The sequence below is a fragment of the Senegalia sp. (in: firmicutes) genome, assembly GCF_052088025.1.
Lineage (GTDB): Bacteria > Bacillota > Clostridia > Tissierellales > SIT17 > Anaeromonas.
Genome location: NZ_JBQCYD010000006.1, coordinates 17,729 through 37,466, shown reverse-complemented (window position 1 = coordinate 37,466; position 19,738 = coordinate 17,729). Strand labels below are relative to the sequence as shown.

General features: G+C 27.7%; 21 protein-coding genes and 1 other annotated feature (1 of these 22 only partly in view). All 21 genes read left to right on the top strand.

What is annotated here, in order from left to right:
- Nucleotides 1-71, top strand: a binding site (T-box leader) (it extends 123 nt beyond the left edge of the window).
- 57 nt (nucleotides 72-128) lie between these two features.
- Nucleotides 129-2,768 (top strand): alanine--tRNA ligase, encoded by a 2,640-nt coding sequence (gene alaS / locus ACTHUW_RS02740; protein ID WP_442198901.1) that lies wholly within the window; start codon nucleotides 129-131, stop codon nucleotides 2,766-2,768.
- 96 nt (nucleotides 2,769-2,864) lie between these two features.
- Nucleotides 2,865-3,098 carry an IreB family regulatory phosphoprotein gene (locus ACTHUW_RS02735; protein ID WP_442197735.1) on the top strand — a complete coding sequence of 78 codons (234 nt, stop codon included), beginning with the start codon at nucleotides 2,865-2,867 and terminating at the stop codon, nucleotides 3,096-3,098.
- Between the two features lie 103 nt (nucleotides 3,099-3,201).
- Nucleotides 3,202-4,152, top strand: coding sequence for an aldo/keto reductase (locus ACTHUW_RS02730; RefSeq protein WP_442198900.1), 951 nt, complete (start codon nucleotides 3,202-3,204; stop codon nucleotides 4,150-4,152).
- A gap of 11 nt (nucleotides 4,153-4,163) precedes the next feature.
- Nucleotides 4,164-4,589, top strand: coding sequence for a Holliday junction resolvase RuvX (ruvX, locus tag ACTHUW_RS02725; RefSeq protein WP_442198899.1), 426 nt, complete (start codon nucleotides 4,164-4,166; stop codon nucleotides 4,587-4,589).
- 1 nt (nucleotide 4,590) lies between these two features.
- A complete protein-coding gene (locus ACTHUW_RS02720) occupies nucleotides 4,591-4,836 on the top strand; it encodes a DUF1292 domain-containing protein (protein WP_442198921.1) in 246 nt (81 codons plus the stop codon).
- A 105-nt stretch (nucleotides 4,837-4,941) separates the two neighbouring features.
- Nucleotides 4,942-5,394 carry a Fur family transcriptional regulator gene (locus tag ACTHUW_RS02715; protein ID WP_442198898.1) on the top strand — a complete coding sequence of 151 codons (453 nt, stop codon included), beginning with the start codon at nucleotides 4,942-4,944 and terminating at the stop codon, nucleotides 5,392-5,394.
- A gap of 38 nt (nucleotides 5,395-5,432) precedes the next feature.
- Nucleotides 5,433-7,100, top strand: coding sequence for a ribonuclease J (locus ACTHUW_RS02710; protein WP_442198897.1), 1,668 nt, complete (start codon nucleotides 5,433-5,435; stop codon nucleotides 7,098-7,100).
- A 93-nt stretch (nucleotides 7,101-7,193) separates the two neighbouring features.
- A complete protein-coding gene (locus ACTHUW_RS02705) occupies nucleotides 7,194-7,508 on the top strand; it encodes a LysO family transporter (protein ID WP_442198896.1) in 315 nt (104 codons plus the stop codon).
- A gap of 1 nt (nucleotide 7,509) precedes the next feature.
- Nucleotides 7,510-8,103 (top strand): lysine exporter LysO family protein, encoded by a 594-nt coding sequence (locus tag ACTHUW_RS02700; RefSeq protein ID WP_442198895.1) that lies wholly within the window; start codon nucleotides 7,510-7,512, stop codon nucleotides 8,101-8,103.
- A gap of 125 nt (nucleotides 8,104-8,228) precedes the next feature.
- Nucleotides 8,229-9,254, top strand: a complete 1,026-nt coding sequence (gene mltG / locus ACTHUW_RS02695; protein ID WP_442198894.1) for an endolytic transglycosylase MltG — start codon at nucleotides 8,229-8,231, stop codon at nucleotides 9,252-9,254.
- 73 nt (nucleotides 9,255-9,327) lie between these two features.
- A complete protein-coding gene (locus ACTHUW_RS02690; protein ID WP_442198893.1) occupies nucleotides 9,328-9,987 on the top strand; it encodes an O-methyltransferase in 660 nt (219 codons plus the stop codon).
- A complete protein-coding gene (locus tag ACTHUW_RS02685) occupies nucleotides 9,974-11,203 on the top strand; it encodes a peptidase U32 family protein (protein ID WP_442197721.1) in 1,230 nt (409 codons plus the stop codon). The genes ACTHUW_RS02690 and ACTHUW_RS02685 overlap by 14 nt, the downstream gene beginning before the upstream one ends.
- A gap of 5 nt (nucleotides 11,204-11,208) precedes the next feature.
- Nucleotides 11,209-11,847 carry a uridine kinase gene (gene udk / locus ACTHUW_RS02680; protein WP_442197720.1) on the top strand — a complete coding sequence of 213 codons (639 nt, stop codon included), beginning with the start codon at nucleotides 11,209-11,211 and terminating at the stop codon, nucleotides 11,845-11,847.
- A 65-nt stretch (nucleotides 11,848-11,912) separates the two neighbouring features.
- On the top strand, nucleotides 11,913-13,535 hold the full coding sequence (locus ACTHUW_RS02675; RefSeq protein WP_442197719.1) for a peptidoglycan D,D-transpeptidase FtsI family protein: 1,623 nt from the start codon (nucleotides 11,913-11,915) through the stop codon (nucleotides 13,533-13,535).
- Nucleotides 13,536-13,609: 74 nt separating this feature from the next.
- A complete protein-coding gene (gene sigK, locus ACTHUW_RS02670; protein WP_442197718.1) occupies nucleotides 13,610-14,305 on the top strand; it encodes an RNA polymerase sporulation sigma factor SigK in 696 nt (231 codons plus the stop codon).
- Between the two features lie 167 nt (nucleotides 14,306-14,472).
- Nucleotides 14,473-16,299 carry a translational GTPase TypA gene (gene typA, locus ACTHUW_RS02665; protein ID WP_442198892.1) on the top strand — a complete coding sequence of 609 codons (1,827 nt, stop codon included), beginning with the start codon at nucleotides 14,473-14,475 and terminating at the stop codon, nucleotides 16,297-16,299.
- Nucleotides 16,300-16,325: 26 nt separating this feature from the next.
- Entirely contained in the window at nucleotides 16,326-16,694 is a 369-nt protein-coding gene (locus tag ACTHUW_RS02660) for a hypothetical protein (RefSeq protein WP_442212445.1), read from the top strand.
- 108 nt (nucleotides 16,695-16,802) lie between these two features.
- Nucleotides 16,803-17,966, top strand: a complete 1,164-nt coding sequence (locus ACTHUW_RS02655; protein WP_442198890.1) for an MFS transporter — start codon at nucleotides 16,803-16,805, stop codon at nucleotides 17,964-17,966.
- A 55-nt stretch (nucleotides 17,967-18,021) separates the two neighbouring features.
- Nucleotides 18,022-18,342 carry a hypothetical protein gene (locus ACTHUW_RS02650; protein ID WP_442197714.1) on the top strand — a complete coding sequence of 107 codons (321 nt, stop codon included), beginning with the start codon at nucleotides 18,022-18,024 and terminating at the stop codon, nucleotides 18,340-18,342.
- A gap of 52 nt (nucleotides 18,343-18,394) precedes the next feature.
- The gene (locus ACTHUW_RS02645) at nucleotides 18,395-18,895 is read left to right on the top strand and encodes a YqeG family HAD IIIA-type phosphatase (RefSeq protein WP_442197713.1); all 501 of its coding nucleotides are present in this window, start codon (nucleotides 18,395-18,397) and stop codon (nucleotides 18,893-18,895) included.
- The gene (aroE, locus tag ACTHUW_RS02640; RefSeq protein ID WP_442197712.1) at nucleotides 18,896-19,711 is read left to right on the top strand and encodes a shikimate dehydrogenase; all 816 of its coding nucleotides are present in this window, start codon (nucleotides 18,896-18,898) and stop codon (nucleotides 19,709-19,711) included.
- The last annotated feature ends 27 nt before the right edge of the window (nucleotides 19,712-19,738 follow it).

Here is a 19,738-nt window from a genome sequence, read left to right as displayed (position 1 = left end):
ATAAATCCGTTAAAAATGTAAGAGTTAACCATTTTAAATAGGGTGGTACCACGGCAAAGCTCGTCCCTAATAGGACAGAGTCTTTGTCTATTTTTGTACCTAAATTTAATAAAAAAGGAGAGTGTTTTATGACTGAATATAATTTACATGAAATAAGAAAAAAATATCTTGATTTTTTTGAAAAAAAAGATCATTTAATAGTAAGAAGCTTTCCGCTTGTTCCAAAGGATGATAAAAGTTTACTTTTAGTAAATGCGGGAATGGCACCACTTAAACCATATTTTTTAGGAACAAAAGAACCTCCAAGAAAAAGAATGGCAACATGTCAAAAGTGTGTACGTACAGGAGACATAGAAAATGTAGGTAAAACAGATAGACATGGTACATTTTTTGAAATGTTAGGAAACTTTTCATTTGGTGATTACTTTAAAAGGGAAGCAATAAATTGGGCTTGGGAGTTTATGACAGAAGAATTAAATATATCTAAAGAATTATTATGGATTTCAGTATATTTAGATGATGATGAAGCCTATAATATTTGGAAAGATGAAATAGGCGTTTCAGAAAAAAAATTAGTAAGGATGGGAAAAGAAGATAACTTTTGGGAACTAGAAGTAGGTCCATGTGGTCCTTCATCTGAAATTTATATAGATAGAGGAGAAAAATATGGATGTGGAGATGAAAATTGCAAGGCAGGTTGTGAATGTGATAGATATGTAGAAGTTTGGAATTTAGTATTTTCTCAATTTGATAAAGATGAAATGGGTAATTATAAAACTCTACCAAGTCCAAATATAGATACTGGAATGGGTCTTGAAAGGATTACAGCAGTATTAAATGATGCAGATAATATATTTGAAATAGAACCTATAAAATCAATAATAAATAAAATAGAAGAGATTACAAATGTAAAATATAAAGAAAAAGATAAATCTGATGTTTCGATTAGAGTTATTACAGATCATATAAGGGCTATGGTGTTTTTAGCATCTGATGGAGTAATACCAAGTAATGAAGGTAGAGGTTATGTGCTTAGACGTCTTATTAGACGTGCATCTAGACATGGAAAATTATTAGGGCTTAAAGATAGCTTTCTATATAATTTAGCAGATATTGTAATAGATAATTTTAAGGAGTTTTATGATAATTTAGAAGTTAAGAAAGTTCAAATAAAAAAAATCATACAAATAGAAGAACAAAAATTTCAGGAAACTATAGATCAAGGAATTGAAATTTTAAAAGATTATATACTAGAGATGCAAAATAAAAATCAAAAAACATTAAATGGATATAAGGCATTTAAACTTTATGATACCTATGGTTTTCCACTCGATTTGACAAAAGAGATATTAGAAGATGAAGGTTTAGATGTAAATGAAGAAGACTTTAATAAAGAGATGGAAAATCAAAAAAATAGAGCAAGAAATGCAAGGGAAAAAGGAAGTAAAAGCGATTGGGACAATCAAAATAATTTAAGTTTAGATAAAAGCATAAAAACAAAATTTGAAGGTTATGAAAATCTTTCTTCTAAATCTAAGGTTATTGCAATTATAAAAGAAAATCAATCAATAGAAAGCTTAAAAGAAAATGAAAGAGGATATATAATACTTGAAAATTCTCCTTTTTATGGGGAAAGTGGTGGACAGGTAGGCGACAAGGGGATATTTGAGAATGATAATTTTAAAGGAAATGTAATTGATACTCAAAAAAATGAAGAAAAATTACTTCATTTGGTTAAAGTAGAACATGGAAATATTAGTCTTAACGATACAATATATACAAAAGTAGATAAGGATAGAAGGATTGATATTGCAAGAAATCACTCTGCAACTCATCTTCTTCATAAGGCATTAAAGGAAGTTGTAGGTGAACATGTAAACCAAGCAGGTTCTTTAGTTACAGATGAAAGATTAAGATTTGATTTTACTCATTTTGAAGCTTTGACAAAGGAAGAATTAATGTATATAGAAAAGAAAGTAAATGATAAAATCTGGGAGTCTTTAGAGGTAAGTGTTGTGGAAACTTCTATAGATAAGGCAAAAGAATTAGGAGCTAGTGCATTATTTGATTCAAAATATGGTGAAAATGTAAGAATGGTTAAAATGGGTGAATATACTATTGAGCTTTGCGGTGGTACTCACGTTAATAATATAAGTCAAATAGGAATTTTCAAAATAATATCTGAATCAGGTATAGCATCTGGAGTTAGAAGAATTGAAGCAATAACTGCAAGAAAAGTATATGAAAATATTATTGATATGGATAATACTTTAGAAGCCTTATCAGAAACACTAAAATCTAATAAAGATAATGTCTTAGAAAAAGCTAAATCTTACGTAGAAGAAGTTAAATCCTTACAAAAGCAAATAGATAGTTTGAATTCAAAGATAGCTAATTCTAAACTAGATAATATATTAGATGGAGTATTCAATATTGATGGTATAAATATTGTAACTAAGAAAGTTGATGAAATAGATGTAGAGGGATTAAGACAATTAGGTGATAAGATAAAAGAAAGATTAGATAAATCTATAATAGTACTTGCTACAGACAAGGATGATAAAGTGAACTTTATAGCTACTGCTACTTCTGATGCAGTTAAAAGGGGTATACATTGCGGTAATATAATCAGAGAAGTTGCAAAAGCTACTGGTGGAGGCGGAGGTGGAAGACCTAATATGGCTCAAGCTGGTGGTAAATATGCTTCAAAAATAGATGAAGCACTTAATTTAGTTGAAACTTTGGTTAAAGAACAATTAAATAAATAGTAAATGTAATTGAAGTAAGTATGTTTGTGTTATATAATAAATATATAATATTGTTATAAAAAGAGGGGTGTTTTTGTGAGCGAAGGAAATGAAACTATGAAATTTAATGTGCCAAAAGATGATGAAAACAAAGCAAAGGATATTCTTGAATATGTATATCATGCATTAGAAGAAAAAGGATATAATCCTATAAATCAAATGATAGGCTATATTTTATCTGGGGATCCTACTTATATAACAAGCCATAACAATGCTAGAAGTAAAATCAGAAAAATGGAAAGAGACGATTTATTAGAAGAACTTTTAAGAAGTTATTTAAAAAACAAATAAATATAAAAAGAATAAATAGCAGTGTTTGATTAATCAAACACTGCTATTTATTCTATAGTAGTAAATTTTATAATATATGATATAATAAAGGATAGATGAATATATGGAAATGGTTAAACTAGGAAATACAAATATTGAAGTATCTAGATTATGTTTTGGTTCTCTTACTATCAGTCCACTTCAAAGGAATTTTTCTTTTGATAAAGGTGCGGAACTTATCAAATATGGATTTGATAGAGGTATAAATTTTTTAGATACAGCTGAATTATATAATAATTATACACATATAAATAAATTTTTAAAGAAAATAGATAGAGAAAAATTTGTAATAGCAACAAAATCCTACTCTTATTCTAATGAAACGGCAAAGGAAAGTTTAGAAAAGGCATTAAGGGAATTAGATACTGATTACATAGATTTGTTTTTATTACATGAACAAGAAAGTGAACATACTATTAGAGGACATTTTGAAGCTATAGAATATTTTATAAAAGCTAAGGAAAAAGGACTAATAAGGGCTATTGGTATATCTACTCATAGGGTTGAAGGTGTTTTAGCTGCTTCAAAATATAAGGAAATAGAAGTGGTTCATCCTATAATAAATAAATTAGGAGTTGGTATACAAGATGGTTCTCCTAGCGATATGATAAATGCTATAAAAAAATGTAGTGATTTAGGAAAAGGAATATATGGAATGAAACCACTAGGTGGAGGACATCTATTAAACAATGTAGAAGAAGCTTTTAATTTTGTTCAGGATATAAAAGAATTAGATTCTATAGCAATAGGACTCCAATCTAAAGCTGAGATAGATGCAAATATATCCTTGCTAAAAAATAGAACTATAGATGAGAATTTAAAAGATAAACTTAGACAAACTAATAGAAAGCTTCATATAGCTGAGTGGTGTATTGGCTGTAATGAATGCGTAAAAGCTTGTAAACATGATGCGCTTACTTTAATAAACAACAAATCTAGTGTTGATTCAGATAAATGTGTACTATGTGGATACTGTGGTAAATACTGCCCTGAATTTTGTATAAAAATAATTTAAGGAATGATAAGGTGAAAAGATTATTAGGACTGGATGTAGGAGATAGGACTATTGGAGTAGCTGTAAGTGATCCTTTAGGCTTAACTGCCCAAGGTATAAAAACGATTAGAAGAACAGGTATAAAAAATGATTTAAAAGAAATGCTAAATATAATAGAAGAAAAAAATGTAAGTAAAGTTGTAATAGGATTGCCTAAAAATATGAACAATACATTGGGCCCCCAAGGAGAAAAAGTAAAAAAATTTGCAGAAAAATTAAAATCAAAAATAGATATTGAAATAGTATATCAAGATGAGAGATTATCAACAGTTTCTGCAACAAGAACACTTATAGAAGCTGATGTATCCAGAAAGAAAAGAAAAGATGTTGTAGATAAATTAGCAGCAATATATATATTACAAACTTATTTAGATACTATTAGAGGAAAGGGTGAATAAAATGAGTGAAAAATTCAAATTTTTAGATGAAGAAGGTAAGGAACATAATTTTGAAATAATAGATTTTTTTGAGGTGGATGAAGACGAATATGCTGTAATTCAGCCAGATGATATGAAAGAAGCTCTTGTACTAAGGGTGGAAAACAGTGAAGATGGAGAATCATATTTCTCTGAAATTGAAAGCCAAGAAGAATTCGATGAAGTAAGTAAATTCTATATGGAACTATTAGATGAAAAAGAAAATTAAACAAAAGTCATTCTATTATCAATTGATTATTAATAGCATTTGATATTGACATTCAATTGATAAAGATATATTATAATAGTATATTAGTAGAAATGGGTGATTTATATGGGATCATTATTTGAAGTTCTAAGAACAAAACTTAAAGAAAAAGGTTATAAACTTACAACTCAAAGAAGAGTTATATATGATGTATTTATAGAAAACACTGATAGTCATCTTAGTCCTGAAGAGGTTTATGAGATGGTTAAAGATAAATATCCTGAAATAGGTTTAGCTACTGTATATAGAACTTTACAGTTATTAGATGAATTAGAGGTTGTTAGTAAAATAAATTTTAATGATGGATGTAATAGGTATGAACTTAATACCAATACAGATGATCATCAACATCATCATTTAATATGCTTAGAATGTGGAAATGTTTCAGAGGTTGAAATTGATTTATTAGATAATTTAGAAGAGAAGATTGAAATGGAAAGTAATTTTAGGATAATAGATCATAATGTCAAATTTTTTGGATATTGCAAGTCCTGCGATGAGAAAAAATCAATACAATAAAAAATAAGAAAGTAGATTTACTAAAGGAGAGTGATAAGGTGGGAAAACAACAAACACCTAAAGTTAAAATAATCCCATTAGGAGGATTAAATGAAATTGGAAAAAATATTACTGTTATTGAATATAAAAATGATATAATAGTTGTAGATTGTGGAATAATATTTCCAGAAGATGAAATGTTAGGTATAGATGTAGTTATACCAGATGTAACATATTTAGAAAAAAACAAAGATAAAATTAGAGCTATTGTATTGACTCATGGACATGAAGACCATATTGGAGCATTACCTTATGTATTACAAAAAATTGATGCACCTGTATATGGAACAAAATTGACACTTGGTTTAGTGGAAAATAAACTTATAGATAAGGGTATTAAAAAATCCAACTTAAATGTTGTAAAAGCAGGACAAAAAACTAAGTTAGGATCTATGGTTGTAGAATATATTAGAGTAAATCATAGTATACCTGATGCAGTAGCACTTGCAATTCACACACCTGAAGGTGCTATAGTTCATACAGGTGACTTTAAAATTGATTATACACCTATAAATGGCAAAATGATGGATTTAAATAGATTTGCAGACTTAGGTAGTAGAGGAGTACTTGCTTTACTTGCTGATAGTACTAATGTAGAAAGACCTGGTTCTACTATGAGTGAAAAAACTGTGGGAACTGCTTTTAATGATATATTCATGGAAGCTGAAGGTAGAGTAATTGTAGCTTCATTTGCATCAAATGTTCATAGAATTCAGCAAATAGTTAATGCAGCTGTAATGTTTAATAGAAAAATTGTAGTATCAGGTAGATCTATGATTAATGTAGTAAAAGTTTCTACTGAACTTGGATATTTAGATATTCCTGAAGGAACTATTATTGATATCAATGATATGAATAAATATCCTGATAACAAGTTAACTATTGTTACAACAGGAAGTCAAGGTGAACCTATGGCAGCTTTATCAAGACTTGCTAATTCTGATCATAGAAAAATGGAACTTATACCTGGAGATTTAGTTATAATTTCTGCTACTGCAATTCCTGGTAATGAAAAAACTGTATCAAGACTTATAAATCAATTATTTAGAAAAGGTGCAAATGTAATATATGAAGCTTTATCAGATGTTCATGTATCTGGTCATGCTTGTAAAGAAGAATTAAAATTAATTCATTCTTTAGTTAAACCTAAATACTTTATACCAGTTCATGGTGAGTATAGACACCTAAAACAACATGCTCAACTAGCTGAAGACTTAGGCTTAGATAGGGACAATATTTTTATATTAGAAAATGGCTCAGTTTTAGAACTTAGCAGATCAGAAGCTAATATTAATGGCTCTGTACCTTCAGGACATATCATGGTTGATGGACTAGGTATTGGGGATGTAGGAAACATTGTATTAAGAGATAGAAAGCATCTTTCTGAAGATGGTTTGATTGTAGTAGTTGTGACTATTAGAAAAGAAGATGGCAAAGTAGTTTCAGGTCCTGATTTAGTATCACGAGGCTTTGTATATGTGAGAGAATCTGAAGATTTAATGGTAGAGGCAAGAAATGTTGTTAAAAATGTATTAAAAGATTGTGAAAAAAATCAAATAACAGATTGGTCTACATTAAAATCAAGAGTAAGAGATTCTTTAAGGAACTATTTATATCAAAAGATAAAAAGAAATCCAATGGTATTGCCAATAATAATGGAAATATAGATTTTAAAAATATAATTTGTAGTCACGGCTCTGCTGTGACTGCTAAATTTTTATAAAAAATGGGGAAGATATAAATATATTGGGGGAAAAAATATGACAACAAGATTAATTATTTATTTATCTATAATTATATTGGGGGCATTTATAAGTTATAAAAAATTTGTACATAAAAATGTTTTAAAAAAACTAACTACTATTCAATCCATATCTATTATAATATTATTATTTGTAATGGGCATAAAAATTGGTGGGGATAAGGAAGTTATATCTTCATTTTTAACCTTAGGATATCAAGCTTTAATCTTTTCTCTTTTTTCAATTGCTTTTAGTATCTTTTTTGTAATGATGATAAAACGTTTTATTATCTATAAAGAAGATGAAGAGATTGAAATAAAGGAGGAAGCTTAATATGAGTATAAAAGTAATTTTAGCTGTAATGGCAGGGATATTAACGGGCTATTTTTTTGAACCTAGTTTTATATTAAATTATTCTGATTTAATTATAGATATAGGATTGTGTGCTCTTTTATTTTTTGTTGGAATAGATATAGGTGTAAATATTGATGTACTTACAAAGATTAAAAAAATAGGATTTAAAATTTTACTAGTTCCATTTATGATTATTTTAGGAAGTATATTTGGATCTATTTTAGCTGGATTTATATTAGGATTTCCATTTAACGAAGCAGGTGCAGTAGGAGCAGGACTCGGCTGGTATACCTTATCTTCTATGATGCTTGCAACTTATTCATCTGAACTTAGCACCCTAGCTTTTTTATCAAATGTGGTAAGGGAAATATTAGCTATTATGTTGATACCTCTTGTGGCTAAATATATAGGTGACTTAGAAACAATAGCACCATCTGGAGCCACAGCTATGGATACTACATTACCAATAATTGCAAGATCTACTAATCCTGAAACTGCTATAATATCTTTTGTTACAGGAGTTATACTTTCTACTTCAGTACCTATATTGGTACCATTTTTAATAAGTTTATAAGATAATAAAAAAATACAAAAAATCATCAATGATTTTTTGTATTTTTTTATTTGATTTTATTAACTTGTAAAAAACAAGTTTAAATTATATAATTAATATAATATAATTTGTCGAGGGGTAGGATAATGAATAAAATATTGAAGGTTTTTATAGTTATTTTAATAATAATATTAATAATTTTAGGTGTAGGTAAATATTATTATGAAATCAATACTAAAGCTATATCTACAAATGAAAATACAAAAGAAAAGCAAATAGAAATCCCTAAAGGTAGTACTACTACTAATATATCACAAATATTAAAGGAAAATAATTTGATTAGAGATAAAAATATATTTAGGATGGTGTCTAAGTTAAAAGGGACTGAGGGAAAATTAAAAGCAGGTTTTTATACCTTTGATACATCTATGACTCCGCATGAAATATTAGATAAATTAGTTGAAGGAGGAAATAGTAAAAATATAGTTAAAATCACTATTCCAGAAGGATTTACAGTTGAAAAAATAGCTGAAAAACTTGAAAAGAACCATATGGCTAATAAAGAAAAATTCATAGATTTAACTTATGATATTAGCAAGTTTTCTACAAAGTATGATTTTTTAAAAACTATACCAAAAAATATGAATTTGGAAGGCTACCTATATCCTGAGACATATGAAATATATAAAGATTCTACAGAAGAAGATATAATTGATAAAATGTTATATGAATTTAGTAAACAATATAACAAGGTTATAAAAGAAAGTGTAATTCCACAAGATTTAAATATACATGAATTGATTACTCTTGCATCTTTAGTAGAAAGAGAGGCAAAAGTTGATAAGGATAGGAACTTAATTTCATCAGTAATTTATAATAGACTCAAAATAGACATGCCACTTCAAATTGATGCAACTATACAATATGCGATGGATGAAAGAAAAGAAAGACTCTTATATGATGATTTAGAAATAGATTCTATTTATAATACTTATAAAAATAAGGGACTTCCAATAGGTGCTATTTGTTCACCAGGTATAAAATCTATAAAGGCAAGTTTAAAGCCTGAAGAAACTAATTATATCTTTTATGTATTAAAAAAAGATGGAAGTGGGGAACATTTCTTTACAGATAATTATAATGAATTTTTAAAAGTTAAAAATGGAAAATAATTTAATTTTATTTGCAAATAATACGTGGTATAATAGACCACGTATTATTATTGTGAATTGAGGAGAGAATGGCTTGGGCAATATAAATAAAGATTATATAGAAGAATATATAAGGAAAATCATCCCAAAAAAAGATGATTTTTTAATAGGTTTAGAAAAGTTTGCATATGAAAATCATATACCAATTATCCACCCAGAAGTTGCTGAATTTATGAAGGTACTTATAAAAATAAAGGGAGCAAAAAATATACTAGAAATTGGAACAGCTATAGGATATTCCGCTATAATAATGGCTAATAGTATGGATGAAGGTAGGATTACAACTATAGAAAGACGTCAAGATATGATAGATATTGCAAAAAAAAATATAGAAAAATTGTCTTTAAAAAATATTGATATAATTAATGGAGAAGCAAAAGAAATACTTCCTAAATTAAATCAAAAATTTGATTTTATCTTTATAGATGCTGCAAAAGGAAAATATATGGAATTTCTTCCATATTGCATAGATATGTTAGAGGAAAATGGAATAATTCTATCTGATAATGTACTTTTTAAAGGTATGGTTGCAAATGATGATTTAGTTGAAAGAAGGAAGAAGACTATAGTAAGAAGAATGAGAAAATATTTAGATTATATATCTAATCATGAAAGTTTAACTACTAGTATTATACCAATTGGAGATGGAATGGCTATCTCTTATAAGGAGTGTGAAATTAATGAAAGATATTGAACTATTAGCACCAGCTGGTGATTTAGAAAAATTAAAGATGGCTATAAATTACGGTGCAGATGCAGTGTATTTAGGAGGAGAAGAATTTGGACTTCGTGCTAAGGCAAAAAACTTTTCCTTAGATGAAATAAAAGAAGGGGTAGAATTTGCCCATAAACATAATAAAAAAATATATATAACTCTTAATATAATTCCACATAATGAAGATTTAAAAGGATTAGAAGAATATATACTTAATTTAGAAAAAATTAATGTAGACGCATTTATAGTAGCAGATGCGGGTGTGTTTTCAATTGTTTCTGAAATAGTTCCCAATATGGAAATTCATCTTAGTACTCAAGCAAATACAACTAATTTTGGAACAGCTAATTTTTGGCACAAACAAGGTATAAAGAGAATAGTGGTTGCACGTGAGCTATCTCTTGAAGAAATAAAAGAAATAAGTGATAATTCACCAGATACGCTTGAAATAGAAGCCTTTGTTCATGGAGCTATGTGCATTTCATATTCTGGTAGATGTTTGCTTAGTAATTACATGGTAGGAAGAGATGCAAATAGAGGAGAATGTGCTCAAGCATGTCGTTGGAAATATAATTTAGTTGAAGAAAAAAGACCAGGGGAATACTATCCTGTCTATGAAGATGAAAAAGGCACTTATATATATAATTCTAAGGATTTATGTATGATAGAACACATTCCTGAGATAATAGAATCAGGTGTAAAGAGTCTTAAAATAGAGGGACGTATGAAGAGTGCCTATTATGTTGCAACAATTATAAGATCATATAGAATGGCAATTGATGCATATTTAAAGGATAAAGAAAATTATGAATATGATAAGAAATGGTTAGAAGAGATTAAAAAGGCAAGTTATAGAGACTTCACTAGTGGTTTTTATTTTAATAAGCCTACTGAAGAAGATCAATTATATGGCTCTAGTTCTTATATAAGAAATTATGATTTTGTAGGGCTTGTATTGGATTATGATGATGAAGAAAAAATGGCTACAGTGGAACAAAGAAATAGGATATTTAAGGGTGATGAGATTGAAATATTTGGTCCAAACAAAGATTACTTTACTCAAAAAATTGATATAATGAAAAATGAAAAAGATGAGATGATAGATGTAGCACCACATGCAAAACAAATAATCAAGATAAAAGTAGATAAAGCAGTTCAAAAGATGGATATGATAAGAAAAGCAAGAGAGGAATGATCTAGTTGAATAGACCAATATTAATAGGTATTACAGGTGGTACAGGTTCAGGAAAGAGCACAGTAGCTCAAGCAATTTTTAATTCCCTTCCTAAAGAAAATATACTAATTATAGAACAAGATTCATATTATAAAGATCAAAGTCATTTAAGTTTTAAAGAGCGAACTAAAACAAATTATGACCATCCATTAGCTTTTGATAATGACTTATTTATAGAAAATTTAAAGGGTTTAATGAATAAAGAAACAATAGAAAAACCTATTTATGATTTTGAAAAACACAATAGAAAAGAAGATACCATAAAAGTAGAAAGTAGAGACATAATAATTGTAGAAGGCATCATGATTTTAGAAGATGAAAGACTTCGTGATTTATTAGATATAAAAATATTTGTAGATACTGATTCTGATGTAAGGATTATAAGAAGGATATTAAGAGACATTACTGATAGAGGAAGAACACTCGAATCAGTAATAGATCAGTATCTAACTACAGTAAGACCAGCTCACTTACAATTTATTGAACCAAGTAAAAGATATGCTGATATTATAATACCAGAAGGTGGCTACAATAAAGTAGCTATTGATCTAATGGTTACAAAAGTTAAATCAATAATTTCAGAAAAACAAACAAATAAAAAGTAAAAATATTATCATACCTTTAAGATGTTTTGGAAATACTATAATAAAACATCTTGGAGGTATTTTTTATGCTTAAAAAGAATAATAGATTATTAACTTCATATAAATTTTTTGTATTTGTTTTTATACTACTAATAATTAGAATTTTTTCAGTTCAAATAATTTCAGGAGACAAATTTAAGGAAAAAGCAGAAAATCAAAGAAATTATGAAATTGTAAATTCAAATAGTGGAAACATATATGATAGAAATATGAAGTTAATTACTAATAGAGAAAAAGAAAATTATATGTATATATCAATAAATAACTTAAAAGAAAATATGGACTATAAAAAATATATACTTGAAAAAACAAAACTCACTAAAGATCAATTAGATAAAACTATTAAAAATAATGAAGGTTCTATAACAAAATTACCAGCTAAAAAAAATATTAAATCTATAGAAAATGGAATAATTATTGAAGAAAAAAAAGAATATAGTGACGATAAATTGCTTTCACATGTAATTGGATATATAAATGAAAATGGAGATGGATTAGGTATAAAAAAACAATTTAATTCTACCTTATCTAAAGTTAATAATGATAAAATATCTTTAACCTTAGATGGGAAAAGTAGGCTTTTAAGTAATAATAAAAATTCTTTAATTGTCAGTAAAAATGACGATGTTATAAGAAATTCTATTCAATTAACTATTGATTATAATATACAAAAGATTGTTGAAGATGCAATGGAGGAAAGAAACTATAAAGGTTCTGTTATAGTTACTGAAAGAGAAACAGGTGATATATTAGCTCTTACTAGCCAACCAGATTTTGATTTAAATGATATTAGTAAAAGTAATAATTTAAAAGATAATGCACAAATGAACAGAGCTATACAAATTGAATATTATCCTGCATCTATATTTAAAACTGTAGTGTTACTTGCAGCTTTAAATGAACATATTGATTTAAATGAAAAGTATAATTGTACTGGTAGTATTACTATTAAAAACCGATTATATCCTTGTCATGATAAAGTAGCCCATGGAGAATTAACATTAAAAGAGGCTTATGCAGTATCTTGTAATACCACATTTATAGATTTAGCAAATAAACTAGGTGGAGATAAGATTATAGATATGGTTAAAAAATTAGACTTAACAGAAAAAGTGGATATAGGTTTAGATAGAGAAAAAAAGGGATATATTTCAGATGAAAAGGATGTATTAGGACCAACAATAGGAAATCTAGCACTAGGTCAAGAGCATATAAGGTTAACTCCTCTTCAAATCAATAATGTGACTATGATTATAGCTAATAATGGAATAAAAAAAGATATGTCTATTATAAAAGGATATGCTACAAATAAAGGAGATATTTCTAAAACTTTTGAAAGAAAAAATGATGAATGGATTATTGAAAGTGAGTACACAGATATAGTTAAAAATTATATGGAATCAGTAGTAAAAGAAGGAACTGCTAAATCATATATAGATTTAGAAGAGTTTCATGGTGCAGCAGGTAAAACAGGCACTGCACAGGCTATTAATGATAAGATTAATGGATTATTTACAGGGTTTTCTCCCATAGACAATCCAAAATATGTAGTAACTGTGATAGTAGAAGATATAGGAGAAAAATACTCATCTTCTACTGCTGTAGAAGTTTTTAATGAAATAATAAGAAAAATAAATTTAGAAAAATAAAGTAGACTTGCACAAAGACATAATTAAAAGCATACCTTATAATGTGGAATAATATTTTGGAGGTGTGCGAATTAATGTGGGCTTCGTTTTTCTTTACATTATTAAATTTAATTAAACCAGCAGCAATATTTTTAGGCTATATTTCTAATAACAATTCATTCCCTCAACCTCTTAGCAAGGAGGATGAAACAAAATACTTAATACTTTATGAAGAGGGAGATGATGATGCAAAAAATATTTTAATCGAACATAATTTGCGTTTAGTAGCACATATTGTGAAAAAGTACCATAACTCAGGAAAAGAGATAGATGATTTAATATCTATAGGAACTATTGGCCTTATTAAAGGTATAACTACATTTAACAGAAATAAAGGAGTAAGGCTTGCAACTTATGCTGCAAGGTGCATAGATAATGAAATATTAATGTGTTTAAGATCAGATAAAAAAATTAAATCTGAAGTATACTTACAAGATCCAATAGGTGTGGATAAGGAAGGTAATGAAATTTCTCTCTTAGATATTTTAGGAACAGATCCAGATGAGATAATTGATCAAGTGCATTTAAAATTACAAGTGAAAAAATTATATAATAAGATAAATGACGTGTTAAAAGGAAGAGAAAAGAGCATAATAGAATTAAGATATGGTTTATTAGACTGTGGAAGTAAAACACAAAGAGAAATAGCAAATATGCTTGGAATCTCTAGATCATACGTATCCAGAATAGAAAAAAAAGCTGTTACTAAATTAAATAAGGCTATGGATTAAGAGAAGATATAATTTAAATTATATCTTCTCTTAATCATAAGTAATCTTATCATAATTGATAATAAAAATAAAATATTGTAGTATATAGGAATATATGATATAGTATTACAGTTGAAGATATCGAAGATTGTCGGATAAATAAACTTTTATAGAGAGAAGGAAATATATTGAATAACAAAAGAGATGATATTAGAAATATAGCAATAATAGCTCATGTTGACCATGGTAAAACTACACTTGTGGATGAGCTTTTAAAACAAAGTGGAATCTTTAGAAAAAATGAGAAGGTAAATGAAAGGGTTATGGACTCAAATGATTTAGAAAGAGAAAGAGGTATAACAATACTTTCAAAAAATACTGCCGTTGAATACAAGGGTACAAAGATAAATATAATAGATACACCAGGACATGCTGACTTTGGTGGTGAAGTTGAACGAGTTCTAAAGATGGTAAGTGGAGTAGTATTGGTAGTGGATGCATTTGAAGGACCTATGCCACAGACAAAATTTGTACTTAAAAAGGCGCTAGATTTAGACTTACCAGTTATTGTAGCTATAAATAAGATAGACAGACCAGAAGCTAGACCTGAAAAAGTAATAGATGAGGTGTTAGACTTATTTATAGAATTAGATGCAAATGAGATGCAAATTGAATTTCCTGTTGTATTTACTTCTGCAAAAGAGGGTACTTCTTCAGTAGATATGGACAAACAAGAAGATGATATGGAAGCTTTATTTAAATCGGTTATAGAGCATATACCTGCACCAGAAGTGGATGAAGAAGGAGATTTACAGGTTCTTATATCAACTATTGATTATAATGAATATGTTGGACGTATAGGGATTGGTAAGGTAGAAAGAGGTAGTATAAAAACAAATCAAGAAGCTGTTATGGTTAATTTATTAAATGAAGATAAAAAACAAAAAATAAAAATAACAAAGTTATTTGAATTTGAAGGTTTAAATAGAAAGGTAGTTGAACAAGCAAGAGCAGGAAGTATAATAGCTATTGCAGGGGTTGAAGGAATAAGCATAGGTGATACTATATGTGATGTTCAAAATCCTGTAGCATTACCATTTGTAGAAATATCTGAGCCAACTATATCTATGGTTTTCTCTGTAAATAATGGTCCTTTTGCTGGAAGAGAAGGAAAATATGTAACTTCTAGACAAATCAGAGAAAGACTTTTTAGGGAACTTCATACTGATGTAAGTTTAAAAGTTGAAGAAACAGGTTCTGCCGATTCTTTTACAGTATCTGGTAGAGGAGAACTCCATCTATCTATACTTATAGAAACTATGAGAAGACAAGGCTATGAATTTATGGTATCTAAACCTAAGGTTCTATATAAAACAATAGATGGAAAGAAATTTGAACCTATGGAGCTTGTTACTATCGATGTCCCTGAAGAATTTATGGGTAATGTAATTGAGAAACTAGGTAAGAGAAAAGGTGAAATGGTTAATATGGTTCCATCTGAAGGTGGATATACAAGACTTATATTCTCTATACCAGCACGTGGGCTTATTGGATATAGATCTGAATTTATGACTGATACAAAGGGTAATGGTATAATGAACTCAATTTTTGATGGCTATGAAAGATTTAAAGGTGATATTCCTACAAGAAGCAGAGGTTCCCTAGTAGCATCTGAAACAGGAACATCGGTGACTTATGGAATGTATCATGTTCAAGATAGAGGGAATTTATTTATTCATGCAGGCACGGAAGTTTATGAAGGTATGATAGTTGGAATGAACTCTAAAACTCAAGATATAGATATAAATGTAAACAAGAAAAAACATCTTACTAGTATGAGAGCATCAGGTTCTGAAGAAGCATTAAGACTTGTTCCTCCAATTATATTTAGTCTAGAAGAAGCATTAGAGTTTATAGAAGATGATGAATTAGTTGAAATAACGCCAGAAACTATTAGACTTAGAAAGAAAATATTAGATCAATTAAAGAGAAAAAGAGCAGGAAGAAATAATTAATTAATCTATTTTAAAGAGGGGATATCTTGAATAGTTTTGGACTTACAGATAAATTACAAATTAAAATAATTGGTGCTTTTATGATTTTAGCAAGTATATTTTTATTTTTTTACTTGCTTACTCCAAATCTAAATGATTTTTTATCTTGGATTTTGCTAGCATATTCTATATTACTTTTTATAAGTGGAATAGGACTTATGATACTTAAAGCTTGGAGTAGGAAGATAGCTATTATCTCTGATATAATAGCTATAATATTTATAGTAATACTTTCAGTAGTATCTATTAAAACATATGGAATTCGGGAATCTCTAACTCTAATATTTAGCATATTAATTCCGGTAGTGATCTATTCTATATTAATTGATAAAAAAATAGAAAAATTATTAAAATAAAGCTTTGCTAAACCTTGCAAAGCTTTATTTTAATATATACAATCTTATTTAAAGACAAGAGATATGATATAATATATAAAGATAAATATAATGATTGGAGAGATTTGTTTGAGAAAAATCAAAAATAAAACAACAATAGTATTCCTTTTTTCACTTATGATATTAGTTTCAATGGGTGATAATTTAAGGGGGGTTTTCATACCAGTTTTTAAAGGTGAATTTAATGTAGATGATACTGGAATGGGACTTATGCTAATAATATCATCTCTTGGATATATGATATTTACTTTTATAGGTGGTGTATTATGTGATAAAATAGGACAAAGAAAAGTATTGAGATTAGGTATGGCTTCTTGCATTATTTCTTTATTATTATTATTTTATTCACCTAATTTTACAGTTCTTTTAATTGGTATGTTTATCATAAATATGGGTGTTTCACTTATTGTAATAAGTGTTAATACATTAATACCATTACTTGCCATATCCTTTCAAGCAATACTTATGAATATGATACATTCTTTTTATGGAGTAGGTGCAACCATTACTCAAAGAGGTGCAGGACTTATGCTTTATAATGGTTTTAGTTTTAGAAGCATATATTTAATACTTATAAGTTTATTTTTATTAGCCTTTATTATTTCCTTTGGAATAAAGATACCAGAAAAAAACAAAGATGAAATCGAAAAGACTATTCAGTGGAACTATATATTAAAAAATAAACTAACATACTTCTACATACTAGCACTAGGATTATATATATCAGCAGAAATGAGTACTGCAAATTGGTTTATAAATTTCATGCAAACTACATATAATTTTGATGCAAATAAATCCGCACTTTATTCATCTGTATTTTTAGGTATATTTACTATAGGAAGATTTTTTGGAGGATTTGTGGTAGAAAAAGTAGGACATTTTAAATCTGTTGTAATTTCTTTATCCCTTGCAACTTTCATTTATACTACAGGTCTAATATTAGGTTCAAAAGGACTTTTAATGGTTTCAATATCAGGAATATTCTTTTCTATAATATTTCCAACTATTGTAGTAACTATATCAAAGGTTTTCCCAAGAAACAGTTCTTTTGTAACTGGTATAGTGGTTTCTTTTGCATCAGGAATAAGTATGATAGTTAATTTTTTAATAGGATATTTCAATGATTTAATAGGGACTCAAAATTCCTTTTATATAATCCCAATTTCTTTATTAATAAGTACGGTATTTAGCATTGTTATATTTTTAAACACAAAAAGTATAAGATTAGATTAAAATAAATATTAATACAGTTTTTGGGTAAAAATATCTTATAAGAGGAGATGATTTTATGAGTAGAAAAGGAACTAAAAAAAGAGAATATTTAAATTTATATAATTTGATTACAGATAAAAATAACTCTATTGCTTTTAGATTAAACCCAGATGAAGATATGACAAAAGAATTATTTAATAAATATGAAAATGCAGAAGAATTATCAGAAACAGAATTAAATAATCATTTAAAATCAGAATTAGAAAGTACGGTTTATATAAATCATGAAAATAAAAGTGAGAAATTTGAAGAAAAAGATGTTACTAAACTTTCTAATGATGAAAAAATAGAACTACTTAAAAAAGTAGCCAAAATAAGAGAATGTGATATAATATAACAGGCATTTATGCCTGTTGTATTTTTAAGAATGAAATAAGGGTGGTAATGATATGAAAAATTTACTTGTGCCAAATCTATATGTGGATTCTATATTTGAAATAAATTTAAAAGAATTAGCAGATAAAGGGATAAAAGGCTTGATTATAGATATAGATAATACACTAGTTGCTTGGGATAAAAAAACAGCCCCTGCTAGTGTTATTAAATGGTTTGATGAAATAAGAAGTCATGGACTTGAAATCTGTTTAGTATCAAATAATAACGAAGATAGGGTAGTTAAATTTACTGAAAAATTAAAGATATATACTGTTCATTCAGCAAAAAAACCTGCTAAAACTCCTTTTAAAAAGGCTATGAGTTATTTAGAAACTGATAAAACTAATACTGCAATCATAGGTGACCAAATATTTACTGATGTTTTAGGTGGAAATAGAGTTGGTATATATACTATTCTTGTTGTGCCAATTAGATCTAAGGAATTTTGGTGGACTACAATAGTGAGAAAATTTGAGAGGTTTGTGCTTAGAAATATTAAAAAGGGAGAGAATTAATTGATTGATTCTAAGACATCAACATATTGTCTTCTTGGAAGTCCTATATCAAAAAGTTTATCTCCTCATATACATAATACTAACTTTAAATATAATGATATAAATGCAGTCTACCTATCGTTTGATGTAAAATGTTTAAAAAGTGCAGTAATTGGTATAAAGGAATTGGGCATAAAGGGATTTAACATTACAATTCCATATAAAGAAGATATATTAAAATATCTAGATGAAATAGACCCTCTGGCAAAAAAGATTGGGGCTATTAATACTGTGAAAAATGTGGGTGGAAAACTTATTGGTTTTAATACTGATGGACTTGGATTTTTGGAATCTTTTAAAGATAAAGGCATAGAATTAAAAGATAAAAATATTCTTATCATAGGTTCAGGTGGGGCTAGTCGTGCTATTTCTTTTGCACTTGCAGGTATTGATGTCAAATCTATTACTATTACTAATAGAAATAAGGATAAGGCATTAAATTTAATAGAAGATATAAAGAAAAATTATAATCATACAAATTTATATTTCATTAAAAAAGAAAATATAAAAGACAGATATGATATAGTGATAAATACTACTCCTATAGGAATGTTTCCAAATACATATGACAAACCTATAAGTACTTCTATTTTCAGTAAAAAGACAATAATATACGATATAATATATAAACCCAAAGAAACCTTGTTTTTAAGACAAGCTAAAGAAGAGGGCAAATTAACTATAAATGGTTTAGATATGCTTTTAAATCAAGCTATTTTAAGTGAAAAGATATGGATGTCAGAAAATTTAAAAATTTATCCCTTTATTTTTAAATAAAAGAAGGATTTTAGGAATAAATGTAGA

What these genes read in the sequence shown, in the direction of transcription:
- ACTHUW_RS02645 (WP_442197713.1), top strand. Translation starts at nt 18,395, where the DNA reads ATGAAAAATTTACTTGTGCCAAATCTATATGTGGATTCTATATTTGAA.
- ACTHUW_RS02720 (WP_442198921.1), top strand. Translation starts at nt 4,591, where the DNA reads ATGAGTGAAAAATTCAAATTTTTAGATGAAGAAGGTAAGGAACATAAT.
- ACTHUW_RS02730 (WP_442198900.1), top strand. Translation starts at nt 3,202, where the DNA reads ATGGAAATGGTTAAACTAGGAAATACAAATATTGAAGTATCTAGATTA.
- sigK (WP_442197718.1), top strand. Translation starts at nt 13,610, where the DNA reads ATGTGGGCTTCGTTTTTCTTTACATTATTAAATTTAATTAAACCAGCA.
- ACTHUW_RS02700 (WP_442198895.1), top strand. Translation starts at nt 7,510, where the DNA reads ATGAGTATAAAAGTAATTTTAGCTGTAATGGCAGGGATATTAACGGGC.
- ACTHUW_RS02685 (WP_442197721.1), top strand. Translation starts at nt 9,974, where the DNA reads ATGAAAGATATTGAACTATTAGCACCAGCTGGTGATTTAGAAAAATTA.
- ACTHUW_RS02650 (WP_442197714.1), top strand. Translation starts at nt 18,022, where the DNA reads ATGAGTAGAAAAGGAACTAAAAAAAGAGAATATTTAAATTTATATAAT.
- ACTHUW_RS02715 (WP_442198898.1), top strand. Translation starts at nt 4,942, where the DNA reads ATGGGATCATTATTTGAAGTTCTAAGAACAAAACTTAAAGAAAAAGGT.
- ACTHUW_RS02675 (WP_442197719.1), top strand. Translation starts at nt 11,913, where the DNA reads ATGCTTAAAAAGAATAATAGATTATTAACTTCATATAAATTTTTTGTA.
- alaS (WP_442198901.1), top strand. Translation starts at nt 129, where the DNA reads ATGACTGAATATAATTTACATGAAATAAGAAAAAAATATCTTGATTTT.
- ACTHUW_RS02705 (WP_442198896.1), top strand. Translation starts at nt 7,194, where the DNA reads ATGACAACAAGATTAATTATTTATTTATCTATAATTATATTGGGGGCA.
- mltG (WP_442198894.1), top strand. Translation starts at nt 8,229, where the DNA reads ATGAATAAAATATTGAAGGTTTTTATAGTTATTTTAATAATAATATTA.
- ACTHUW_RS02735 (WP_442197735.1), top strand. Translation starts at nt 2,865, where the DNA reads ATGAAATTTAATGTGCCAAAAGATGATGAAAACAAAGCAAAGGATATT.